We start from the raw sequence: 20,604 nt of genomic DNA, 5'->3' as shown, positions 1-20,604 counted from the left end.
TGCTAAAAACAATAAACAGACGCAAATACAACAACTAGGGATCTGGATTCCCGCATGAAGGAGTTATGCAATGAAAACCATGAAAAGCAAATTAGCAGTGGCTTTAATGGCAGCTGGCCTAAGCTTTAGTGCAGCAGCAGCAGATATTACCGTTGGCTACGCAGCTGACCCGGTATCACTTGACCCGCACGAGCAGCTGTCTGGTGGCACACTGCAAATGTCTCACATGGTGTTTGACCCTCTAGTACGTTTCACTCAAGAGATGGATTTTGAAGGCCGCCTAGCATCTAGCTGGGAGCGTGTTGATGATACGACTTTCCGTTTTAACCTACGTGAAGGTGTGAAATTCCACTCTGGTAACGAACTGACTGCTGATGATGTTGTGTGGACTTTTGAACGTCTACAAGCTTCTCCAGACTTTAAGTCTATCTTCACGCCATACGAAAAAATGGTAAAAGTGGATGGCTACACAGTTGAGCTAGTATCAAAAGCGGCTTACCCACTAGTACTACAAACAGCAACTTACATCTTCCCAATGGACAGCAAGTTCTACTCTGGTCAAACAGCGGAAGGTAATGATAAATCTGAGCTAGTTAAGCACGGTAACTCGTTTGCTTCGACTAACGTTTCAGGTACTGGCCCATTCATCGTAACGCAGCGTGAGCAAGGCGTTAAAGTAACGTTCGAGCGTTTCAACGATTACTGGGACACAGAAACTGAAGGCAACGTAGACAAGCTAACACTTGTGCCAATCAAAGAAGATGCAACGCGTGTAGCAGCACTTCTTTCTGGCGACGTTGATATGATTCACCCTGTTGCGCCAAACGATCACAAGCGTGTTAAAAAAGCGAAGAACATCGATCTAGTAACGCTACCTGGTACTCGTATCATTACGTTCCAAATGAATCAAAACAGCAACGAAGCACTGAAAGATGTGCGCGTTCGTCAAGCAATCGTTCATGCGATTAACAATGAAGGTATTGTTAAGAAAATCATGAAAGGTTTCGCGACAGCTGCTGGTCAGCAAAGCCCAACAGGCTACGCGGGTCACAACGAAGATCTAGTTCCTCGTTACGATCTGAAAAAAGCGAAAGAGCTGATGAAAGAAGCGGGCTACGAAGATGGCTTTACACTAACTATGGCAGCGCCTAATAACCGTTACGTGAACGATGCGAAAGTAGCGCAAGCGTCTGCGGCAATGCTGTCTAAGATTGGTATCAAAGTTGATCTTAAAACAATGCCTAAAGCACAGTACTGGCCTGAATTTGACCTATGTTCAGCAGACATGATGATGATCGGCTGGCACTCAGATACAGAAGATTCAGCTAACTTCAACGAGTTCCTAACAATGACTCGTAACGAAGAGACTGGCCGTGGTCAATACAACTGTTCTGGCTACTCAAACCCAGAAATGGATGCGATTGTAGAAGCTTCTAACACTGAAACTGACCCAGTTAAGCGTTCTAAAATGTTGAAAGGCGTTGAAGCAACACTTTACAACGACGCAGTATTCGTACCTCTACACTGGCAAAGTGAAGCGTGGGGCGCGAAATCTAACGTAGGTGCAGCAGACGTAGTAAACCCAATGGTTATGCCTTACTTCGGCGACCTAGTTGTAAAATAATCTAGCTTGCTAGAATCGAGAGCCTGAAGCTTTCAGGCTCTCCATATTATTAAGATATAGATTTAAGTTTCGGTATTTGGTCTTCCTTCAGTCTGGCTAAATACCTTTTTTAAGACTGAATTTTTTGTTGTCTAGTCGCGGATTTCGATTAGATAGTCATGGATAGATAAGGGGCAAGGAATGGTTACGTTTCTGGTCAAGCGCCTGTTTCAGGCACTGATAGTGATGTTTGTGATCAGTTTGGTGGCGTTTGCCATTCAGGATAACCTGGGCGACCCGTTACGTGAGTTAGTCGGTCAATCTGTTTCAGAGGCGGAGCGTCAAGCGCTACGCGATGAACTCGGCTTAAATGATCCCTTCGTTACAAAATACTCTCGCTTTGTAGGCGCAGCTCTACAGGGTGATCTTGGTACTTCATACTTCTTTAAGCGACCTGCAGTTGATGTGATTCTAGATAAACTAGTGGCAACTCTGGAGCTGGTATTTGGTGCTTCTTTAATTATTGTTTGTATGTCGATCCCACTCGGCGTTTACTCTGCGATTCACCCTAAAAGCTTTTTTACCAAATTGATTATGGCAGGCAGTAGTGTCGGCATCTCGGTGCCTGTTTTCTTAACTGCAATCATGCTGATGTATGTGTTCTCTATCGAGCTCGGTTGGCTGCCGTCATTCGGGCGTGGTGATACGGCTAACTGGTTTGGTTGGGAGTCAGGCTTCTTAACGCTAGATGGCCTTGCACACTTAGTACTGCCGAGTATTGCTCTGGCATCTATCATGCTGCCGCTGTTTATTCGTTTAGTGCGTTCTGAAATGCTAGAAGTTCTAAGTTCTGAATACATTAAATTCGGTAAAGCGAAAGGCCTAGCGCTAAACAAAATCTATTACCAACACGCATTGAAAAACACCATGCTACCGGTTCTTACTGTTGGTGGTGTTCAGATTGGTACTATGGTGGCATACACCATTCTTACTGAAACGGTTTTCCAGTGGCCAGGCACAGGTTTCTTATTTTTAGAAGCGATCAACCGTGTAGATACACCGCTGATTACCGCATACGTTATTTTTGTTGGTCTTATTTTCGTAGTGACTAACACGATTGTTGATTTGCTTTACGGTGTTATCAACCCAACCGTTAACATCACAGGGAAAGGAGCATAATCATGGAACAGACATCGACAGTGCCGTCTCGCTGGGAACGTTTTAAGCAATCAGACATTGTGTATTACTTCTTACGCGACAAAGTGGCAATGGTGAGTTTCGCCATTTTCTCAATCTTCTTAGTGATGGCACTAGCAGCACCTATTCTAGCGCCAACAGACCCGTACGACGTGACATCGATTGATATCATGGATTCAGAGCTGCCACCATCATGGATGGAAGACGGCGAAGAACGTTTCTTGCTCGGAACGGATGAGCAAGGCCGTGATATTTTATCGACTATGCTTTACGGTTCGCGCTTATCACTGACCATTGGTTTCTTAGCGGTAGGTCTACAACTGACGCTTGGTATTATCATTGGCTTGTCTGCGGGTTACTTCGGTGGCCGTATTGATAGCTTCTTGATGCGCTTCGCTGATGTTCAGCTTTCGTTCTCAACCATGATGGTGGCGATCATTGTCTCGGCCATCTTTAAGGCAAGTTTCGGTAGTGACTTCTACGCGCAATATGCCGTTGTTATGCTGGTGGTGATCATTGGTATCGCAGAATGGCCGCAGTATGCGCGTACTATTCGTGCATCAGTATTAGCAGAGAAGAAGAAAGAGTACGTAGAAGCGGCACGTGTGATGGGCTTTAGAGCACCTCGTATCATGTTCCGTCATATTCTGCCTAACTGTTTATCACCGATTTTGGTTATCTCTACAGTACAGGTGGCAAATGCCATCATGTCAGAAGCGGCACTTTCTTTCCTAGGTTTAGGCCTTCCAGTCGACCAACCGTCACTGGGTGCTCTGATTAGTACTGGTTTTAACTACATCTTCTCAGGAGCATGGTGGATCACTGCATTCCCAGGTGTGCTTTTGGTGACATTGGTTCTAGTTATCAACCTACTAGGCGACTGGTTACGTGACGTGTTTAACCCGAAAATCTATAAAGGGTGATAGTTCAGTTTGATTTTTAGTAAAAAAAATCACTAAACTAAGAGTCGTAAGCAATTACGGCTCTTTTTTTGCTTAATGAATTTGGAACTTAGTACCATTGATAGAGTCAATAGTACTTAAAATGGAATTCATGTTTTATCGATATTTGTTCGGTAATAATTAACCCCTAGCGGGTTTAAGTGGTGGTTATGAAGTTGACAATGAATGTTGTATGTCGTGCTGTGGTTAGAAATTATCGTATGGGGCTTATTGCTGCATTCCTGTTGGTATCAAGCCAAGTTAATGCCGAATCGGTTCTATGCGATGCGACTCAGGCAAGCACCAATCAGTTACCACAGCTAGAACAATCATGTCCGATTGGTAAAGGTGTTTGGGGCAGTAAAGCGCCTAAACATCATTCAGATAATGAGCTGTTTTGGGTTCAATGTGGTTTGTTGAATAAGCCTTTGTCACTGAGCAAAGCAAAGCCATTGTATGAGAAAATCTCAACCAACGTATGGATGAAACCAGAGGGTGGAGACTATCGCTGCCTAATTGGCCCTTATTCTACTTTCTCTGATGCGAGAACAGACTTAGCTCAGGTACGTAAGGTTTCAGGATATGGCGAAGCTTTTATTCGTATGGTTGATAAATCGAAGACCTCTTCTTCACAACCAGTCGTTACTAAAGCGATGAAGTCAAAATCGGCGGAGCCAAAAGCGGTTAAGCATCAAGCCCCAGTTAAGGCAAAAGCAGCAGCGAAACCAGAACCGAAGCCGATAGCTGCTGTTCAAAAAGCTGCAGTCGCGAGTGCTGCTGCCATTCAAGCTTTCCCTAGTCATGGTGCAAATTCAGATAACGATCTGGACATTGAAATGCGCATGACAGCGAGTGTTGCGGGTAGTAAATATGCGATTCCTTACCTTTTAGGTGATGAACAACAGTTTTATATGGAGCAAGGTAAACCTTGGAGCCGACTCGATTACGACAGTGCTGAATTAGTATGTGACAAGATTAATATGACGCTGTTGAGTGAAAAGCAGTGGCAAAATCTCTTAGGGTCGAAGGTCATGGAAAACCAGAATTGGCCGATGCACCTGCCTTATTGGGGCGCAGACAAGAAAGGCCTGTTTACTAACGGTAACGTAAACCAGCTTAAAGGCTCCTCACTACTTAATGTGATGTGTGTGAAATAACGAAGACCTGTTGTAATACCAAATAAGCCTCAGCCATTGCTGGGGCTTTGTTGTTTATACACCCTTCTTTTTCAACATCGGTTCGACTTTTAGACACTCGTTCTTCAAGACGAATTTGATTAAAAATCGCTAAAAACTGTTCAAATAGCACGGTTGATGCGTAGAAAACCATAACTCAAGCAATAAGGTGATTGAGATTATGAGTTTGAAGAAACGATTAGAAGACGTAGCCCCGCGTTTTGAAGCCGGAGGTAAATACGAAAAGCTTTACCCAGTCTATGAGGCGTTTGCCACCATCTTTTATACGCCCGGCAACGTAAACCGAGGCTTGACCCATGTTCGAGATAGTATCGATCTCAAGCGTATTATGATTTTGGTGTGGCTGGCGACTTTCCCTGCCATGTTCTGGGGCATGTATAACGTCGGGCACCAAAGCTTCCTCGCATTAACGTCCAGTTATCAACTTAATGAACTTACCTCTGTTATTGAAAGTAGTTGGCGCTTGTCATGGGCATTTGGTGATGCACAGTCCTTAATGGCAAGTAGCTGGGGAAGTCAGATGTTGCTCGGGGCTCTCTACTTCTTACCTGTGTACGCGACGGTGTTTGTGGTCGGTGGCTTCTGGGAGGTGTTGTTTGCCGTAGTGCGTAAGCATGAGATCAACGAAGGCTTCTTTGTGAGTTCGGTGTTGTTCGCCTTAATCCTCCCGCCGACTATTCCATTATGGCAAGCCGCATTAGGTATCACCTTTGGTATCGTTGTGGCCAAAGAGCTGTTCGGTGGTACAGGACGAAACTTCCTTAACCCTGCACTCGCAGGCCGCGCGTTTCTCTATTTCGCTTATCCATCCAACATGTCGGGTGGGCTTGTGTGGGTTGCCGCTGACGGCTATTCAGGCGCGACACCGCTGAGTCAATGGTACGAAGGTGGCAGCACGTCACTCATCAATAACATGACTGGCGAGGCGATCACTTGGATGGATGCGTTTATCGGTAATATACCGGGCTCGATGGGTGAGGTTTCTTCATTGCTTATCATGTTGACGGGTCTGATTCTGATTGCCATGAAGATCGCCTCTTGGCGCATAGTCGCTGGTGTGATTATTGGCCTCGTGGTGACTTCGAGTTTGATGAATTGGATCGGCTCCGATACCAACTTGATGTTTTCGATGCCGTTCTACTGGCACTTTGTGTTTGGTGGTGTTGCCTTTGGTACTTTCTTTATGGCAACCGACCCAGTATCTGCCGCTTTTACCAATAACAGTAAATGGGCTTACGGTATTTTGATAGGCGTTATGACCGTCGGGATTAGAGTGCTCAACCCAGCTTATCCAGAGGGAATCATGTTAGCCATTCTGTTTGCTAACCTGTTCGCGCCATTGTTCGACTTTATTGTGAAAGAGCAAAATATCAAACGCAGACAGAAACGAACATTGCGCTGAGTTCAGTGCAGAAAGGGAAAGCTATTCTCATCAAAAAGGCTTGCGTTGCTGCAAGCCTTCAATTTTTATTGCGATTGATTTGATTTGATTTGATTTGATTTGATTTGATTTGATTTAACTCCACTTCAAATCAATCTCGAACGGTTGGGTGTTACCACAATGCTCACCGCACATTTCATCGTAAGCACTGTTATGCACCAACATTGCCGATGACACACCTTGGTCGCTAAAGTGGTCGCGTGCTTGGTTAACACTCAAAAACTTCATTGGGTGCTGGTGGTCGTCTTTGATTAACTGCTTTTGCTCGCCAATGATTTGGTAAGCCAAGTAGATCCCGCCTTCAAATGATTCAATGAGTAGATTCATCACAAACTCCATGTTGTTCTCGATAGTTCTTTGTTTCTGTATCTACGTTGATGGTTGTTTGAAGGTTCATGTGTGTTAAAAATGAAAAAACCAGAAGCTCAGCTTCTGGTTTATTAATAAGTGATCAAATTAACTCAAAGGTTAGTTGATTTTTTGCATGATGCTAACACGGCCTGTTGTTGATCCGTCCGGAGTCATTTTACGGCGAGTTAGCAACCCTTCATCCCAGTTAGTACCTGCTGGCTGATACTCCCATTTAATGATGTATTCTTGATTATTACCTTTTGCATCAACAGGACATTTATCTCCTGAACCAGGAATATAACCATTGTCAGTATCATCACAGAAGCGCACAACTGAGTTTAGATCTGTCAGTGTTGCTTTTGATTCACGTCCTGAAATGTTAAACCACCAATAGTCAATCGCAGCAAGCTCTTCATAGGTATACTTCTTGCCTGAGTCTTCAAGATCTGCCGGTGAGTTTGCATTGCACTCTTTCCCTGATACGGTAGCGCCCTCAGAATCAAATACCATTCTCATGACAGCATTTTGTCCATCAGCGCAAATCTGAGTGGTATCCCAAGACCCAGTGAAGTCTACGTACCTTTCGTCACTAGGTGTTTCTACGTGATAGTAGAAATTCAAACTTTCTTCGATACGCTTTGCTTTACTAGATTCGCTTGATGGGTCGCTTAACTCTGTTTTTGAACGAATCTGTGTGTATATTTTTGTAATTGGGTCATAGCTGCCAGAAAGGGTTTCATATTGGTATGAAGGGTCTGCATCGCCTTCATTTCGGTCATCTTCCAGTTTGTTTGGCGTGTAGCGGTTGAGGACTTGTTGATTCCCTTCAATGAAAGGTACCCAATCGTAACTTTCTGGTTTAGGAGTGGTATTTTCTTTGCTTTTATCAAGCAGAAGGTAAGAAAACGGAGCGTTTAGGGTGAAGTCTGGGTGAGCTGTTTGATTGCAGCCTGCAGAACTTCCCGTCAATACACAGCTGATATACTCTTCAGCTTGTGCGCCTGACAATAAAGAGTCGCTGTCACTTACAGCAATAAGACCATTGGCTGAATCTTGATAAATGAAGTAAGGCGTACCACGTGTATGTTCAAACACAGCTTTAGGAAGCATTTTGTCAGCGTGAACTAACATTGTTTTGTCGTTAGGGCGGTTGTTTGGATCGTTAATATCATACTGTCTCACCATGATTGAGCGAATGAATTGCCCATTTTTCGCTACAAATGGATTGGCATCAGTGCTGCCGCGAACAGTCCCTGATTTTTCTCCGAATGCTTTCTCCATATGAGCCAATGCTTCAGACTCACTCGTAATTGAAGTGACTCCCATCGCTGTCAGGAAGTCTGTAACAGAATCACGGTCATCTAGACTTAGGCTTTTCATCTTCGCTAACGTCGCAGCATCAGGTTCGCGCAGCGCATCTGGAATTGTCAGTACTTCATCAGAAGCGTTACCAAATTGATTATCTAAAGACTGAAGCAGAATGGCTAAATTTAGAGCTCGGTCGTACTTGCCCGCTGCTTCAAATGGCGTCAGTACATCACGGTTTGATGCTGCCCCAACTTTCAAGCCATTTTCACCACCAATGAAGAAGGTCACCGTGTCGTTGGACTTAGCGGTAAATTCGCCTTCGCTGTTTGTGACGCCCTTTGAACCAGAGCTAGTGCTGTAGTAGATACCTTCTACAGCTGCATCGATAAATTTGTTGGTTGTTGTAGATGGTTCTGCCGGTGTTGTGACACCTGAATTAGAACTGTCGCTACCACAACCTGTTAAAGCCACTGCAATCGCCGCTGCGAGAATACTCACTTTTTTCATTACTCGTACATCCTTCATGTATTAGAGCTAATTGTTTTTTTATGCGTGTAATTTTATAGCGCGCGATTGTAGTTTGATCTTGATTCCAAGTTAAGTATGTAAAATGCCGTTCGGTTAATAAACGTACCAATCATACGGTAAAAAACAAAAAAAGCCGACACAGGTCGGCTTTTGTATAATATTTCTTTGACTTACAGTGGTTTAGCGCATGGTAACGAATTCTTCGCTGCCTGTTGGGTGGATAGCCACAACAGAGTCGAAGTCTGCTTTGGTTGCGCCCATCTTCATTGCAACGCCGAAGCCTTGAAGCATTTCATCAACAGTGAAGCCGATGCCGTGCAGGCCGACTACTGTCTCTTCTTCACCAGCACATACAAGCTTCATCTTACACGGTTGACGGTGCTTGGTTACTGCTGTGTACATTGCAGTGAAGCCAGACGTGTAAACCTTGATGTTGTCTTTGCCGTATTGCTCTTCAGCTTCTTGAGTCGTTAGACCGATCGTGCCGATAGGTGGGTGGCTGAATACAACAGTAGGCACTAGCTCGTAGTCCATTTTTGCGTTTGTTTGACCGTTGAATAGACGCTCAGAAAGCTGACGACCGGCTTTAACAGCAACAGGAGTTAGCTCGATACCGCCTTCCATGATGTCGCCAACACAGTAGATGCCAGGAACGTTGGTTGCTTGGAACTCGTCTACTTTGATGTAGCCACGGTCGTTGGTTGCAACGCCCGTTGATGCTAGGTTGATAGCGTCAGTAGCTGGGTGGCGACCGATAGCCCAAATTAGGTGGTCAACGTTTTGAGTGTTGCCGTTCTCTAGGTGCAGAGTCAGTGTGCCATCTGCTTCTTTCACTACTTCTTTAGGAACTGAGTGCGTGTGAAGTGTTGGACCTTCCGCTTCCATTACTTCAACCAGTGTTTCTACGATCATTGGATCGAAGCTACGTAGTGGTGACTCTTTACGACAGAACAGGTGTGTTTCTGTGCCAAGTGCACTTAGTACGCCTGCGATTTCTACTGCGATGTAGCCTGCGCCGATTACAGCAACACGCTTAGGTTGCTCCATCAGGTCGAAGAAACCGTTTGAGTCGATACCGTGCTCTGCGCCAGGAATGTTTGGAATGGTTGGACGACCACCTACCGCGATCAAGATGTGATCCGCTGTGTAGTGCTCACCGTTTACTTCAACAGTCTTCTCATCTACAAACTTAGCAAAGCCTTTGATTACGTTTATTTTGTTGTTACCCAAAACGCGATCGTAAGATTGGTGGATACGACCAATGTACGCTTGACGGTTTTCAACCAGTTTGCCCCAGTTGAAGCCTTTTACGTCAACGTCGAAGCCGTAGTCTTTTGAATATAGGTTGATCGCTTCAGCAACTTGAGCACCGTGCCACATAACCTTTTTAGGAACACAACCAACGTTTACACAAGTACCACCAAGGTCTTGAGCTTCGATAAGTGCAACTTTTGCACCGTGCATTGCTGCGCGGTTAGCTGATGCGATGCCGCCTGAACCGCCACCGATACAGATGTAATCAAAATGAGTCGCCATTACTTTCTCCATTTATTGAAGGCTGTGGGTACAGTGAGCGCACTGAACACCTACGTCCTATAGATTCTTAAATTGTCTAATTATTATATTGAGGGCAGATCGGTTGAACTCAATCTCCCTGTTTAAAATTTATTCGTGTACGTCACAATCTGCTGAATATTCGTCAGAGCATGACGTTAAGTTCGAGATTATTCGGGTACGATCCACTCTACTTTGAAGTGACCGGTTGCCGGCGCAATAGCTTCCTTCAAGAATGGAAGAATTTCGTTCATTTGGCTTTCTAGCTTCCAAGGCGGGTTGATAACAATCATGCCTGATGCTGTCATGCCACGCTCATTGGTGTCTGGTGATACGCCAAGTTCGATTTGTAGAATCTTGTTAATGCCTAAGCCTTCAAGTCCTTCAATCATGTCTTCGATATCACAACGGTTTACCACCGGGTACCAAATTGCGTAGATACCGGTTGCCCAGCGCTTATGGCTTTGAGCAATCGCAGTCACCACATCACGATACTCTTTTGCCAGCTCGTAAGGCGGATCGATCAGTACCAAACCACGACGTTCTTTTGGTGGCAGGCTACCCTTCAAGCGCTTAAAACCATCTTCTTTATAGATAGACACTTGACGATCGCGGTGGAACTCTTGCTCAAGCAGCGGGTGATCGGCTGGGTGAAGCTCAGTCAGTACCATGCGGTCTTGGTCACGTAGGTGTGTGCGTGCAACACGTGGTGAACCTGGGTAGAAACGCAGTTTTTCGCCATTGTTGAGTGCTGAGATAGACTCAAGGTAGCTTTGAATGTCTTCAGGAAGTTCTGTTTGTGCCCAAACGCGTGCAATACCTTGTTTGTATTCGCCCGTTTTTTCAGACCATTCATGCGTTAAGTCGTAACGACCTACACCAGAGTGAGTGTCATGATAAACAAAAGGCTTATCCTTCTGTTTCAAAGAATTAAGAATAAGGCTCTGTACGATATGCTTTACTACGTCGGCATGGTTACCTGCGTGGAAGCTGTGGCGATAACTTAACAAATTAAACTCTCGTAACACTCTCGAATTAGAGTGTGGTTAGTGTAGGTGGGGTTAATCCGACTATTATAACCCTCAATGGACCATAAATTCTCGATCAATTCAGGAACAGTCGTTCGCAATATGCAGTTAGTTATTGGTTCTGCTATTGAAATTTGCCTTGATGGGCACTATTTAATAACTATTCGCAGGTGATTTTTTAGGGCGACCCTTAGCCTGATGACTGTAAGACGACCTCATTACAAAAAAGACGAAAGTCTCTAAAGCCAAAGGAATGTTTATATGTCTAATCCGCTATTAACCTTCACGGACTTACCTCCGTTTTCACAGATCAAACCTGAGCACGTTAAGCCAGCGGTTGAGCAAGTGATTGAAGAGTGTCGCAACAAGATAGAACAAGTACTTGAAGGTAATACTTCACCAAGCTGGGACAACCTCGTTGCTCCGATTGAAGAAGTGGATGATCGTTTAGGCCGTATTTGGTCTCCTGTAAGCCATATGAATTCTGTTATGAACAGCGACGAACTGCGTGACGCTTATGAGAGCTGCCTACCAGTACTTTCTGAGTACGGAACGTGGGTTGGTCAACATAAAGGTTTGTTCGAAGCGTATAAAGCGATCAAGGCGAGTGAGGCATTCTCGGCATTAAACCAAGCTCAACAGAAAACCATTACCGACGCACTGCGTGACTTTGAATTATCAGGCATTGGCTTACCCGCAGACGAGCAGCACCGCTACGGCGAGATCAGCAAGCGTCAGTCTGAGCTGGGTTCTCAATTCTCAAACAATGTGCTTGATGCAACCATGGGTTGGAGCAAACAAGTTACAGACGTGGCTGAACTGGCTGGTATGCCTGAATCGGCATTGGCAGCAGCACAAGCCGCGGCACAAGCTAAAGAGCAGGAAGGTTATCTACTGACTCTGGACATCCCTTCATATCTACCAGTGATGACGTACTGTGATAACCAAGAACTGCGTAAAGAACTGTACGAAGCCTACGTAACTCGCGCTTCAGATCGCGGTCCAAATGCTGGTAAGTGGGACAACACTGAGATCATCACTGAACAACTTAAGCTGCGTCACGAGATCGCACGCATGCTTGGCTTTAGCACTTACAGCGAAAAATCTCTGTCGACTAAGATGGCAGAAACGCCAGACCAAGTACTTGGTTTCCTTAACGACCTAGCAGTAAAAGCCAAACCACAAGGTGAGCGCGAAGTCGAAGAGCTACGCCAGTTTGCTGAGAAAGAGTTTGGTGTCTCTGAGCTAAACCTGTGGGACATCGCTTACTACAGCGAGAAACAAAAACAGAACTTGTTCGAGATCTCTGATGAAGAGCTTCGTCCATACTTCCCTGAGTCGAACGCAGTGTCTGGTTTGTTCGAAGTACTAAACCGTGTGTTTGGTATGTCTGTGACTGAGCGTGAAGGTGTGGATACATGGCATGATTCAGTGCGCTTCTTTGACATCTTTGATGCGACAGGTACATTGCGCGGTAGCTTCTACCTAGATCTATATGCACGTGAGCACAAACGTGGTGGCGCTTGGATGGATGACTGTCGCGGTCGTCGCATCACTCAATCTGGCGAGTTACAAACGCCAGTGGCTTACCTAACGTGTAACTTCAACAAGCCAGTCGGTGATAAGCCTGCGCTATTTACTCACGATGAAGTGGTTACCTTATTCCACGAATTCGGCCACGGTATTCACCATATGTTAACGCAAGTTGATGCGGGTGCGGTTTCTGGTATCAATGGCGTGCCTTGGGACGCGGTTGAGCTACCAAGTCAGTTCCTAGAGAACTGGTGTTGGGAAGAAGAAGCGCTGTCGTTCATTTCTGGTCACTTCGAAACGGGTGAAGCGCTACCAAAAGAGATGCTAGAGAAGATGCTAGCGGCGAAGAACTTCCAATCTGCGATGTTTATTCTGCGTCAGCTAGAGCTTGGTTTGTTCGACTTTACGCTGCACACAGAATACGACCCAGAAGTGGGTGCTCGCGTACTAGAAACGCTAGCCGACGTGAAGTCTAAGGTTTCTGTATTGCCAAGCCTTGATTGGAACCGCTTCTCACACAGCTTTGGTCACATTTTTGCTGGTGGCTACAGCGCAGGTTACTACAGCTACCTGTGGGCAGAAGTATTGTCTGCAGATGCGTTCTCAGCATTTGAAGAAGAGGGTATCTTCAACACTGAAACGGGCAACCGCTTCCTGAACAACATCCTTGAGATGGGTGGCAGTGAAGAGCCGATGGAGCTGTTCAAACGCTTCCGTGGTCGTGAGCCTCAAATCGATGCGATGCTTCGTCATGCGGGTATTCAAGCTTAGGTTTGTGATTACCTTATTGCTAGCTGCATAGCTTATACTAGGTAACAGAGCTTATATTCGAGACGACATAAACTAGATAAATTAAAGGCTGAACATTGTGTTCAGCCTTTTCTTTTTGGGTCACCTAAACATAATTCTGGTGTGTCTATAGATTATGGGTTCACGTTACGGTTGATAGGGTTTTGCAGTGAAATCAATGTCTCAGTTGATTGAACCTCGTCAATCGCCTGCAATTTATCAATTAGCACGAACTGCAACTCTTCTATCGATTTACACATCAACTTAACGAAGATGTTGTAGGCGCCAGTGGTGTAGTAAGCCTCAACAACTTCGTCTAAGGCGTTTAGTTTTGCAATGGCTGAATGGTAGTCGCGAGCTGCATTGAGGTTGATACCAATAAAACAACACACGTCGTAACCAAGCTTCTTGGTGTTTACTACAACCTCGGTTCGTTCAATGATGTCTGCCGATCTCATTTTTTCGATACGAACGTGAATCGTTGCAGGGCTGACATCAAATTTCTTTGCCATTTCAGCATAAGGTGTGCGCGCATCTTCCATCAAGGTTTTGAGAATGGCACGGTCTAGATCATCCAGACGAGCTGTAGTTGTGGACATGCATAATCCTTAAGGTGAATAAAAAACATACCGGCTTTAGTACACATCATAGCCAAGGGTGATAATATTAGCAGCAACTATAGTGTTAGGGTGAATTCAGTGCGATTTTCGTTGTTTTTGATTGTTATGTGTTGGAGTGTTTTCGTTTCAGCTCAAACAAAAGATGTGTTGGTTATTCATTCTTATCATCAAGGTTTTTTCTGGACTGATGATTTCCACAAAGGATTATCAGAAGAGCTGGATCGCGATGGGTTATCGTATCGAGTTGTTTATTTAGATAGTAAACGTACTCAAAACCCAGAATATTTAGAGCGAGTTTATCAGCTTTATCACACAAAGTTGATGCATGAAGAATTTGCAGCGGTTGTAGTCAGTGACAACAACGCCCTTAATTTAATGAAGCGTCTTGCGCTCGATCTCAAAGATACGCCAGTCATCTTTGGTGGCATCAACAATTTTTCCCCTGAAATGATTGAAGGTTTGAACGCGACGGGTATTACTGAAGATATTGATTTAGTAGGTAATATTGAGCTAATTAAGCGCCTTCAAGCAAGTGTAAAGAAGATATACATTGTTACAGATCACTCAGTCACGGGTGATGCTATCCGCTCACAAGTCGATCGTTCTATTGAGACTCACCCCAATTTTTCCGATTTGGTAGAGCATTATGTGCCTGACTCTTACCAAGAGTTAATAGCGTTTTCTCAGCGAACTGATCTAGGTCAGAGCTTACTCTTTTGGGCCTATTATCGCGATGCTGAAGGTAACGTGAGTAGCGTTGAAGACTGGCGAAAATTGAATATAAAAACCCAAATACCACTGTATATGGTGCACGACTTGGGGTTGGGTTTTGGTGCGATAGGCGGTGTTATTCAAAGTGGTATAACGCAAGGCCGAGACACGGGACGTGTTTTATTGGAGGTACTTGCGAACCCAAATGCCCCTCTGCCTTTAGTCGCTCCTGGCGCATCGGAAATTAAACTAGACTATCAACAACTCTCTCGTTGGAATCTGGGTGCTGAGAATGAAGCGGCAGTCACGTTTCTGAATAAGCCTAAATCATTCCTGACGCGTTACCGTGATGAAATTCGAACTATCGGATTGATCTTCCTGAGTATGTCATGCGTTATCGCTGTCTTGGTTTACTACCTCAACCGCCTTAAGAAAAGTGAGCGAGCCAGCCGACAGAGCCAACTGTTACTGGAATCGATATTCGATCAAAGCCTACAGTACATGGGCATTCTTGATAAAGGTGGAGTACTGCTGTCGAGCAACAGTAAGCTGCATGAGCTTCTTTATAATCAAGGTTATAAATTGGGAACACCTCTCCAAGAATATTGGGATGATGCAGCTGGCGAAGTGCTGAAGGAATACTTTGCTGAAAGGGATGAGTATCCAACCCTACGATTTGAGGCTGAGGTATGGTGCCGTGATCGTGGTGGAATGGTGCTAGATATCTCTTTGAAGCCGATGCCGAGCAGTGAAGAGGACACGATTCAGTTCCTATTTGAAGCTCGTGATGTTACCTCGCGAAAGCTTGCTGAGAACAAATTGTTCCAACGTGAAGCGAATCTCAAACTGTATTACGACAAGCAGCCGGTGATGATGATTACACTGGATGTCAATAATCGTATTCAGCAAGTGAACCAGTTTGCTGAAGAGTTACTAGGCTATCCACTTGATCAGCTTTTGGGACATCGTCCTAGAGAGTTCTATGTGGATGAAAACGCGATGATTCCTCGTCATATCTTGTTGCAACCACAGCACAAAATTCGCGGCGTGTGGCGTCGTGATATCGAGTATCGTCATGTGGATGGTAGAACGATCTGGATTCGTGAAAATATTCGTCCACTGGTCGACTCGGGTCAGCTGTTGATTGTTGGAGAGGATATTACTGAAACCCGCGAACTTTCTGAAAAGTTAGAGTACCAAGCGCGTTATGACCTGCTTACTGACACTTTCAACCGCAACCACTTTGAGCAAGAGCTACAAAAGGCGCTGAAAGAGGTCGAGAGTCATATGAGAACTCATGCGATGTTGTTCTTAGATTTGGACCAATTGAAGGTACTGAACGATACAGCAGGGCATGAAGCGGGTGATGCCGCGATCATATTTAGCGCTAATCTGATAGAAGATGTGCTTCCTTATAATGCTGTTTTAGCTCGAATGGGGGGAGATGAGTTTGCGGTATTAATCAAAGACTGTACTGAGCGAGATGCTGTTAATGTCTGTCACAGTATTATATCTATGATGAGTGAGAATCCATTCTTATGGGGTGATATTCATCTCAATCTTACCTGTTCTATCGGAATTCGATTGATTGATCATACTGCCGCTTCATCACAAATGGTGCATGCACAGGCAGATGCCGCTTGCCATGCCGCTAAAGAGGAAGGTCGTAATCGTTATCACCTTTATCATCTAGATGATGAAGATCTTCGCCGCCGCCATTTAGAAATGGAATGCGTTAACTTGGTACATGAAGCCTTAGCTAATGATCGTTTAGAGCTGTTTGCTCAACGTATTCTTGGCCTAGAGGAAAATAGCAACAAAATGCACTTTGAGATACTGGTGAGGATCAAGAACGTCCAAGGTGAGTACATTTCACCGGGGATCTTCATGCCAGCCTCTGAGCGCTATAACATCGCGCATTTGATTGATCGCCAAGTCGTCAGTCAAACGTTGAATTGGTTGGAGCAACGCCCACATCTCGTTGATGATTTGGGGATGTGTTCAATCAACCTTTCTGGTCACTCGATGGGTAACCGAGAGTTTGTTGAATTCTTGATTGAAAGTTTGGCGAACTCATCAGTGCCTTGCCATAAGATTTGTTTAGAGATCACTGAAACGGCCGCCATGAGTAATATGAAGCAGGCAATCAAGTTCTTTACTCGAATTAAAGAGCTCGGCTGTTTGATTGCTCTGGATGATTTTGGTTCAGGCTTGTCGTCATTCGGATATCTGAAGGCATTACCCGTTGATATTGTGAAAATTGATGGCCTATTTGTGCGTGATATTGATGTTAACGAGATGGACTATGTGATGGTTCGTTCGATCAATGATTTAGCGAAGCAGATGGGCAAGCACACGGTGGCTGAATTTGTTGAAAATACTCAGGTTCTCGATAAGTTGATTGAACTCGGTGTTAACTATGCTCAGGGCTATGTTATTGGTCGACCGAAGCCACTGGCTGAGCTTGTTGAAGAGCTAAGGCAAGAAGAGAGATAGAGTAATTGGTTTAGGTAAGACAACTTTAGCTGTGAATACTTTTCACCGTTAATATGTATTGTTGAGGCAATCAGGTAAACTGGTTGCCTCTTTTGTTTTGAATACTACTGTCTGTTGGAGACGACCTTGCAACTACAACTGATTTGCGAAGATGCTACCCAAATCGATCATTTAAATGACTTAGCGACCCGTTGGAATTTATCTCATGATGAAAACAGCGATTTTGCTTTGGTACTGACTTGCGAGCGACTTGAGCTACGTAAAGTCGATGAACCTAAGCTTGGCGCTATTTTTGTTGATTTAGTCGGCGGAGCGGTTGGCCATAGACGTAAGTTTGGTGGCGGTAAAGGTCAGGCAATTGCCAAAGCAGCGGGTTTAAACAAAGGCGCAACGCCAACTATTCTTGATGGTACGGCAGGCTTAGGGCGTGACGCGTTTGTATTGGCTTCGTTGGGCTGTAAAGTGCAGATGGTCGAGCGACATCCAGTTGTCGCAGCACTGCTTGATGATGGTTTGCTGCGAGCGCAAAAAGACCCAGACATCGGCTGTTGGGTTAGCGAACGTATGAAGTTGATTCACGCTTCAAGTCACGACGCGCTGGATAAACTTAGCAACGACCCTCACTTCGAACAGCCTGATGTGGTGTACCTCGATCCAATGTACCCACACCCAGAGAACAAGAAGAAGTCGGCTTTGGTTAAGAAAGAGATGCGCGTATTCCAATCGTTGGTGGGTGCCGATCTGGATGCCGATGGTTTGTTTGAGCCTGCGATGAAGCTGGCAACGAAGCGCGTTGTGGTCAAAAGACCGGATTACGCAGCATGGTTAGACGAGCAAAAACCGAGCATGGTGATCGAAACTAAAAAAAACCGTTTTGATGTGTATGTGAAAGCATCAATGACCTAGTTAAGACATCAGTTGCTCAGTTAAAGCATCAATAACTTAGAACACGCTAAGAAAATTTCCCGTCATAAATACGATAAATCACCATTTAACACTTGCGATAGTCGCGTTACGGATGTATATCTAACTAAGAATCATTATTATTCTTAGCTGGAGTTGTAGCATGGCTAAACGCTTTTGTAAGTTAAACCGTCGAGATATCACCGAGCACTTGGGAGAAATCCACAGTTTGGTGACTGAACCAAAGTTCGTGTGCCGCTCTTGTGCGCGCTCATCGTCGGATCAAGCGAATCTATGCAAACCAACAGCCATCCCACCGATTGATTGTCAGAATAAACCCGCTGAAGAAAAAGTCGCGTGTGGTCTACTTGCTGAAACATTGCCAACTCCAGAAGTTTCTCTTATCGAGGTAATGGACAGCGTTGAGCCAACGGTACAAATCTTTGATCCTGCTATCGTAGAAAAAGCGGATAAAGTCGCGTTGAAAAAAGCCAAGCTGAAAAAACTGATGGCGAAGGCGAGCGGCGATGAGAAAGCTGAACTCAAACAAGCGAAGAAAGCGGCGAAGAAACAAGAGAAGTACAACAAAAAGCTCGCGAAGATGATTAAGAAGCAGCAAAAGCTGTTTAAGAAAAGTCAAAAACTGGAAAGCGACCTTGAACGTATCAACCTACAACTTGATGACGTAGCTTTCACTGAAACCAAGACTCAGGTAGTGAGCCATAGTCACATTCACTGAAACTGATACAAATAGCTTATTGCTGCAACGATGATTAAAAAAGAGCGACCTTATTAGGTCGCTCTTTTGCTTTTTGGGGTTATCCGAGCCAATTCATTGAGCTCTGTTCATTTGGCTTAGTTTAGTTCACTTAGCTCGGTGAAAGCGGTTAGGCGTTGCTTGTGGATCTCGCAACACGCTTTTTCACCCATGTCTCGTTGACGAACAGAGAGAACAAGATAACCGCGCCGCCAATGGCCAATCGAACCAAATCGACGTCTCTGTTCCAAATCAGGATGTTCACCACAAGGCCGGCTGGAACTAAGGCGTTGTTCATTACAGCCAGTGCACCAGCATTCACCATGCATGCACCTTTATTCCACATAAAGTAACCTAGCCCCGAAGCAATCAAGCCAAGGTAAATCAGGATGCCCCATTGAAGAGTGGTTGTTGGCAGCTTCTCAGGGTTACCTAAGAGTATGAAAGCAACCGAAGCGACGCACAACGCACCCAAATAGAAGTAACCAAATACTGTGCGCTGAGGTAACTCTGTCGATTCCTTCTCCATCACTACTTTGTAAGCAACTTGGCCGATAGCAAAGCACAGGTTTGCACCTTGGACTACGAGGAAACCGACTAAAAAGTTTTCGTTGATACCCGCGAATTTAATGAATACAGCTCCCAATACAGCAATCGCCGCTGTCACTAAATACCACGGAGAGAATTGCCCTTTGAGGAAGTCATAAATAAGCGTGACGTAAATTGGGGTAAAAACGGTAAACAGAAGGACTTCAGGAACGGATAGCAGCAAGAAAGACTGGTAATAGAAGCAGTACATCAGCCCAAGCTGGATACCACCAATAGCCATCAACTTAGCGATCAGCTTACGCGAGATACCTCGAAACTTCAGGAAAGGAAGAAATACAATGCCAGCAAGGGCAACACGCATTAATACAGAGAACCAAGAATCAACCTGACCAGCAAGGTAAACGCCGATCAGGCTAAAAGAGAAGGCCCATAAGAGGGTAACACTAGCTAAATAGCTCATATAAAAACTTCGTTAATAAGATATGAGCTGTATGTTACCTAACCTTAATTCATTAGTCTTCTGAATCTCTTAGAGGCACGACCAGCATATCAACCGGCGAGGCATTGATCAGTTGTCGTGTTGAAGAGAGCAGTTTGCTCCAGAAGTCTTGATGGTGACCGCAAACCACCAAATCAACATTGAACTCGTTGATGGTGTCACACAGCTCATGACTCAAGTCGCCGCTGCCCACTAAGGTGTGGGTAATAGGGTATTGAGCGTGTTCTGCAAAATTTTGTAGCTGAACTCGAGATGCTTCCATCGCGTTGTGCTGGGTTTCTGCCATGTTGATATCAATTAGGCCAGTATAGAGCTCTGCATAATTAATATCGATATGGATAAAAGAGACTTTGGCTTCCAATGGCTTAGCCAATGCTACCGCTTTATCCACAAGTAATTTGCTGTCATCTGATAAATCGACTGCGACCAAAATATGTTTGTAACTCATACCGCTATCTCCTCTATTCATTGCTTAACTAAAGACTAGCACTATGCAATGGCTTTTTTTGCTGAAGTGATCTCATATCCACTGTCTTGCGTAATGTTTGCTCGAAATATTGGTTAACTAATGGTCTGCGAGATATTGATAAAATAGTGATA

Annotated in this window: 16 protein-coding genes; 9 read left to right on the top strand and 7 right to left on the bottom strand. The window is 44.8% G+C overall.

Going from position 1 to position 20,604, the window contains the following annotated elements; all coding sequences use genetic code 11:
- Nucleotides 1-70: 70 nt before the first annotated feature.
- The 5 genes from K08M4_RS14605 (at nt 71) to K08M4_RS14580 (ending at nt 6,339) form a co-directional block, all read left to right on the top strand.
- Complete coding sequence (locus K08M4_RS14605) at nt 71-1,624, top strand: ABC transporter substrate-binding protein (protein ID WP_086050325.1); 1,554 nt, start codon at nt 71-73, stop codon at nt 1,622-1,624.
- A 180-nt stretch (nt 1,625-1,804) separates the two neighbouring features.
- A complete protein-coding gene (locus K08M4_RS14600; RefSeq protein ID WP_009848074.1) occupies nt 1,805-2,782 on the top strand; it encodes an ABC transporter permease in 978 nt (325 codons plus the stop codon).
- A 2-nt stretch (nt 2,783-2,784) separates the two neighbouring features.
- Nucleotides 2,785-3,723, top strand: a complete 939-nt coding sequence (locus K08M4_RS14595; RefSeq protein ID WP_004735541.1) for an ABC transporter permease — start codon at nt 2,785-2,787, stop codon at nt 3,721-3,723.
- 188 nt (nt 3,724-3,911) lie between these two features.
- A complete protein-coding gene (locus K08M4_RS14590) occupies nt 3,912-4,898 on the top strand; it encodes an SPOR domain-containing protein (RefSeq protein WP_086050324.1) in 987 nt (328 codons plus the stop codon).
- Nucleotides 4,899-5,097: 199 nt separating this feature from the next.
- Nucleotides 5,098-6,339, top strand: coding sequence for an NADH:ubiquinone reductase (Na(+)-transporting) subunit B (locus tag K08M4_RS14580; protein WP_086050322.1), 1,242 nt, complete (start codon nt 5,098-5,100; stop codon nt 6,337-6,339).
- A 114-nt stretch (nt 6,340-6,453) separates the two neighbouring features.
- Here the strand turns inward: K08M4_RS14580 and K08M4_RS14575 are convergent, their stop codons facing one another.
- The 4 genes from K08M4_RS14575 to K08M4_RS14560 all read right to left on the bottom strand — a co-directional run bounded on the left by K08M4_RS14575 (nt 6,454) and on the right by K08M4_RS14560 (nt 11,129).
- Nucleotides 6,454-6,705 (bottom strand): DUF6482 family protein, encoded by a 252-nt coding sequence (locus K08M4_RS14575; RefSeq protein WP_086050321.1) that lies wholly within the window; start codon nt 6,703-6,705, stop codon nt 6,454-6,456.
- A 141-nt stretch (nt 6,706-6,846) separates the two neighbouring features.
- Nucleotides 6,847-8,544 (bottom strand): hypothetical protein, encoded by a 1,698-nt coding sequence (locus K08M4_RS14570; protein WP_086050320.1) that lies wholly within the window; start codon nt 8,542-8,544, stop codon nt 6,847-6,849.
- Nucleotides 8,545-8,745: 201 nt separating this feature from the next.
- Entirely contained in the window at nt 8,746-10,101 is a 1,356-nt protein-coding gene (gene gorA, locus K08M4_RS14565; RefSeq protein ID WP_086050319.1) for a glutathione-disulfide reductase, read from the bottom strand.
- A gap of 188 nt (nt 10,102-10,289) precedes the next feature.
- Nucleotides 10,290-11,129 (bottom strand): 23S rRNA (adenine(2030)-N(6))-methyltransferase RlmJ, encoded by an 840-nt coding sequence (locus K08M4_RS14560; RefSeq protein WP_086050318.1) that lies wholly within the window; start codon nt 11,127-11,129, stop codon nt 10,290-10,292.
- 279 nt (nt 11,130-11,408) lie between these two features.
- Between K08M4_RS14560 and prlC the strand changes: the two genes are divergently transcribed.
- Nucleotides 11,409-13,451, top strand: coding sequence for an oligopeptidase A (prlC, locus tag K08M4_RS14555; protein WP_086050317.1), 2,043 nt, complete (start codon nt 11,409-11,411; stop codon nt 13,449-13,451).
- A 152-nt stretch (nt 13,452-13,603) separates the two neighbouring features.
- Here prlC and asnC read toward each other — a convergent pair whose 3' ends face one another.
- Complete coding sequence (gene asnC, locus K08M4_RS14550) at nt 13,604-14,068, bottom strand: transcriptional regulator AsnC (RefSeq protein WP_009848066.1); 465 nt, start codon at nt 14,066-14,068, stop codon at nt 13,604-13,606.
- Between the two features lie 126 nt (nt 14,069-14,194).
- Between asnC and K08M4_RS14545 the strand changes: the two genes are divergently transcribed.
- The 3 genes from K08M4_RS14545 to K08M4_RS14535 all read left to right on the top strand — a co-directional run bounded on the left by K08M4_RS14545 (nt 14,195) and on the right by K08M4_RS14535 (nt 18,938).
- Nucleotides 14,195-17,296 carry an EAL domain-containing protein gene (locus tag K08M4_RS14545; protein ID WP_354000827.1) on the top strand — a complete coding sequence of 1,034 codons (3,102 nt, stop codon included), beginning with the start codon at nt 14,195-14,197 and terminating at the stop codon, nt 17,294-17,296.
- 126 nt (nt 17,297-17,422) lie between these two features.
- Entirely contained in the window at nt 17,423-18,202 is a 780-nt protein-coding gene (locus K08M4_RS14540) for a class I SAM-dependent methyltransferase (RefSeq protein WP_086050315.1), read from the top strand.
- 160 nt (nt 18,203-18,362) lie between these two features.
- The gene (locus K08M4_RS14535) at nt 18,363-18,938 is read left to right on the top strand and encodes a hypothetical protein (RefSeq protein ID WP_086050314.1); all 576 of its coding nucleotides are present in this window, start codon (nt 18,363-18,365) and stop codon (nt 18,936-18,938) included.
- A 148-nt stretch (nt 18,939-19,086) separates the two neighbouring features.
- Here the strand turns inward: K08M4_RS14535 and K08M4_RS14530 are convergent, their stop codons facing one another.
- Together K08M4_RS14530 and uspA are read right to left on the bottom strand one after the other, a co-directional pair.
- A complete protein-coding gene (locus tag K08M4_RS14530; protein WP_086050313.1) occupies nt 19,087-19,965 on the bottom strand; it encodes a carboxylate/amino acid/amine transporter in 879 nt (292 codons plus the stop codon).
- A gap of 52 nt (nt 19,966-20,017) precedes the next feature.
- Nucleotides 20,018-20,452 (bottom strand): universal stress protein UspA, encoded by a 435-nt coding sequence (gene uspA, locus K08M4_RS14525; protein ID WP_009848061.1) that lies wholly within the window; start codon nt 20,450-20,452, stop codon nt 20,018-20,020.
- Nucleotides 20,453-20,604: the final 152 nt, after the last annotated feature.

This window comes from Vibrio syngnathi, assembly GCF_002119525.1.
In the GTDB taxonomy this organism is placed as follows: Bacteria; Pseudomonadota; Gammaproteobacteria; order Enterobacterales; family Vibrionaceae; genus Vibrio; species Vibrio syngnathi.
Note: the sequence above shows the minus strand (reverse complement) of the source record. Positions and strands in the feature narration are given on the sequence as shown.

Excerpts from the sequence above, each read along its gene's own strand:
- K08M4_RS14605 (WP_086050325.1), top strand. The coding sequence starts at position 71 with ATGAAAACCATGAAAAGCAAATTAGCAGTGGCTTTAATGGCAGCTGGC.
- K08M4_RS14600 (WP_009848074.1), top strand. The coding sequence starts at position 1,805 with ATGGTTACGTTTCTGGTCAAGCGCCTGTTTCAGGCACTGATAGTGATG.
- K08M4_RS14595 (WP_004735541.1), top strand. The coding sequence starts at position 2,785 with ATGGAACAGACATCGACAGTGCCGTCTCGCTGGGAACGTTTTAAGCAA.
- K08M4_RS14590 (WP_086050324.1), top strand. The coding sequence starts at position 3,912 with ATGAAGTTGACAATGAATGTTGTATGTCGTGCTGTGGTTAGAAATTAT.
- K08M4_RS14580 (WP_086050322.1), top strand. The coding sequence starts at position 5,098 with ATGAGTTTGAAGAAACGATTAGAAGACGTAGCCCCGCGTTTTGAAGCC.
- K08M4_RS14575 (WP_086050321.1), bottom strand. The coding sequence starts at position 6,705 with ATGAATCTACTCATTGAATCATTTGAAGGCGGGATCTACTTGGCTTAC.
- K08M4_RS14570 (WP_086050320.1), bottom strand. The coding sequence starts at position 8,544 with ATGAAAAAAGTGAGTATTCTCGCAGCGGCGATTGCAGTGGCTTTAACA.
- gorA (WP_086050319.1), bottom strand. The coding sequence starts at position 10,101 with ATGGCGACTCATTTTGATTACATCTGTATCGGTGGCGGTTCAGGCGGC.
- prlC (WP_086050317.1), top strand. The coding sequence starts at position 11,409 with ATGTCTAATCCGCTATTAACCTTCACGGACTTACCTCCGTTTTCACAG.
- asnC (WP_009848066.1), bottom strand. The coding sequence starts at position 14,068 with ATGTCCACAACTACAGCTCGTCTGGATGATCTAGACCGTGCCATTCTC.
- K08M4_RS14545 (WP_354000827.1), top strand. The coding sequence starts at position 14,195 with ATGTGTTGGAGTGTTTTCGTTTCAGCTCAAACAAAAGATGTGTTGGTT.
- K08M4_RS14535 (WP_086050314.1), top strand. The coding sequence starts at position 18,363 with ATGGCTAAACGCTTTTGTAAGTTAAACCGTCGAGATATCACCGAGCAC.
- K08M4_RS14530 (WP_086050313.1), bottom strand. The coding sequence starts at position 19,965 with ATGAGCTATTTAGCTAGTGTTACCCTCTTATGGGCCTTCTCTTTTAGC.
- uspA (WP_009848061.1), bottom strand. The coding sequence starts at position 20,452 with ATGAGTTACAAACATATTTTGGTCGCAGTCGATTTATCAGATGACAGC.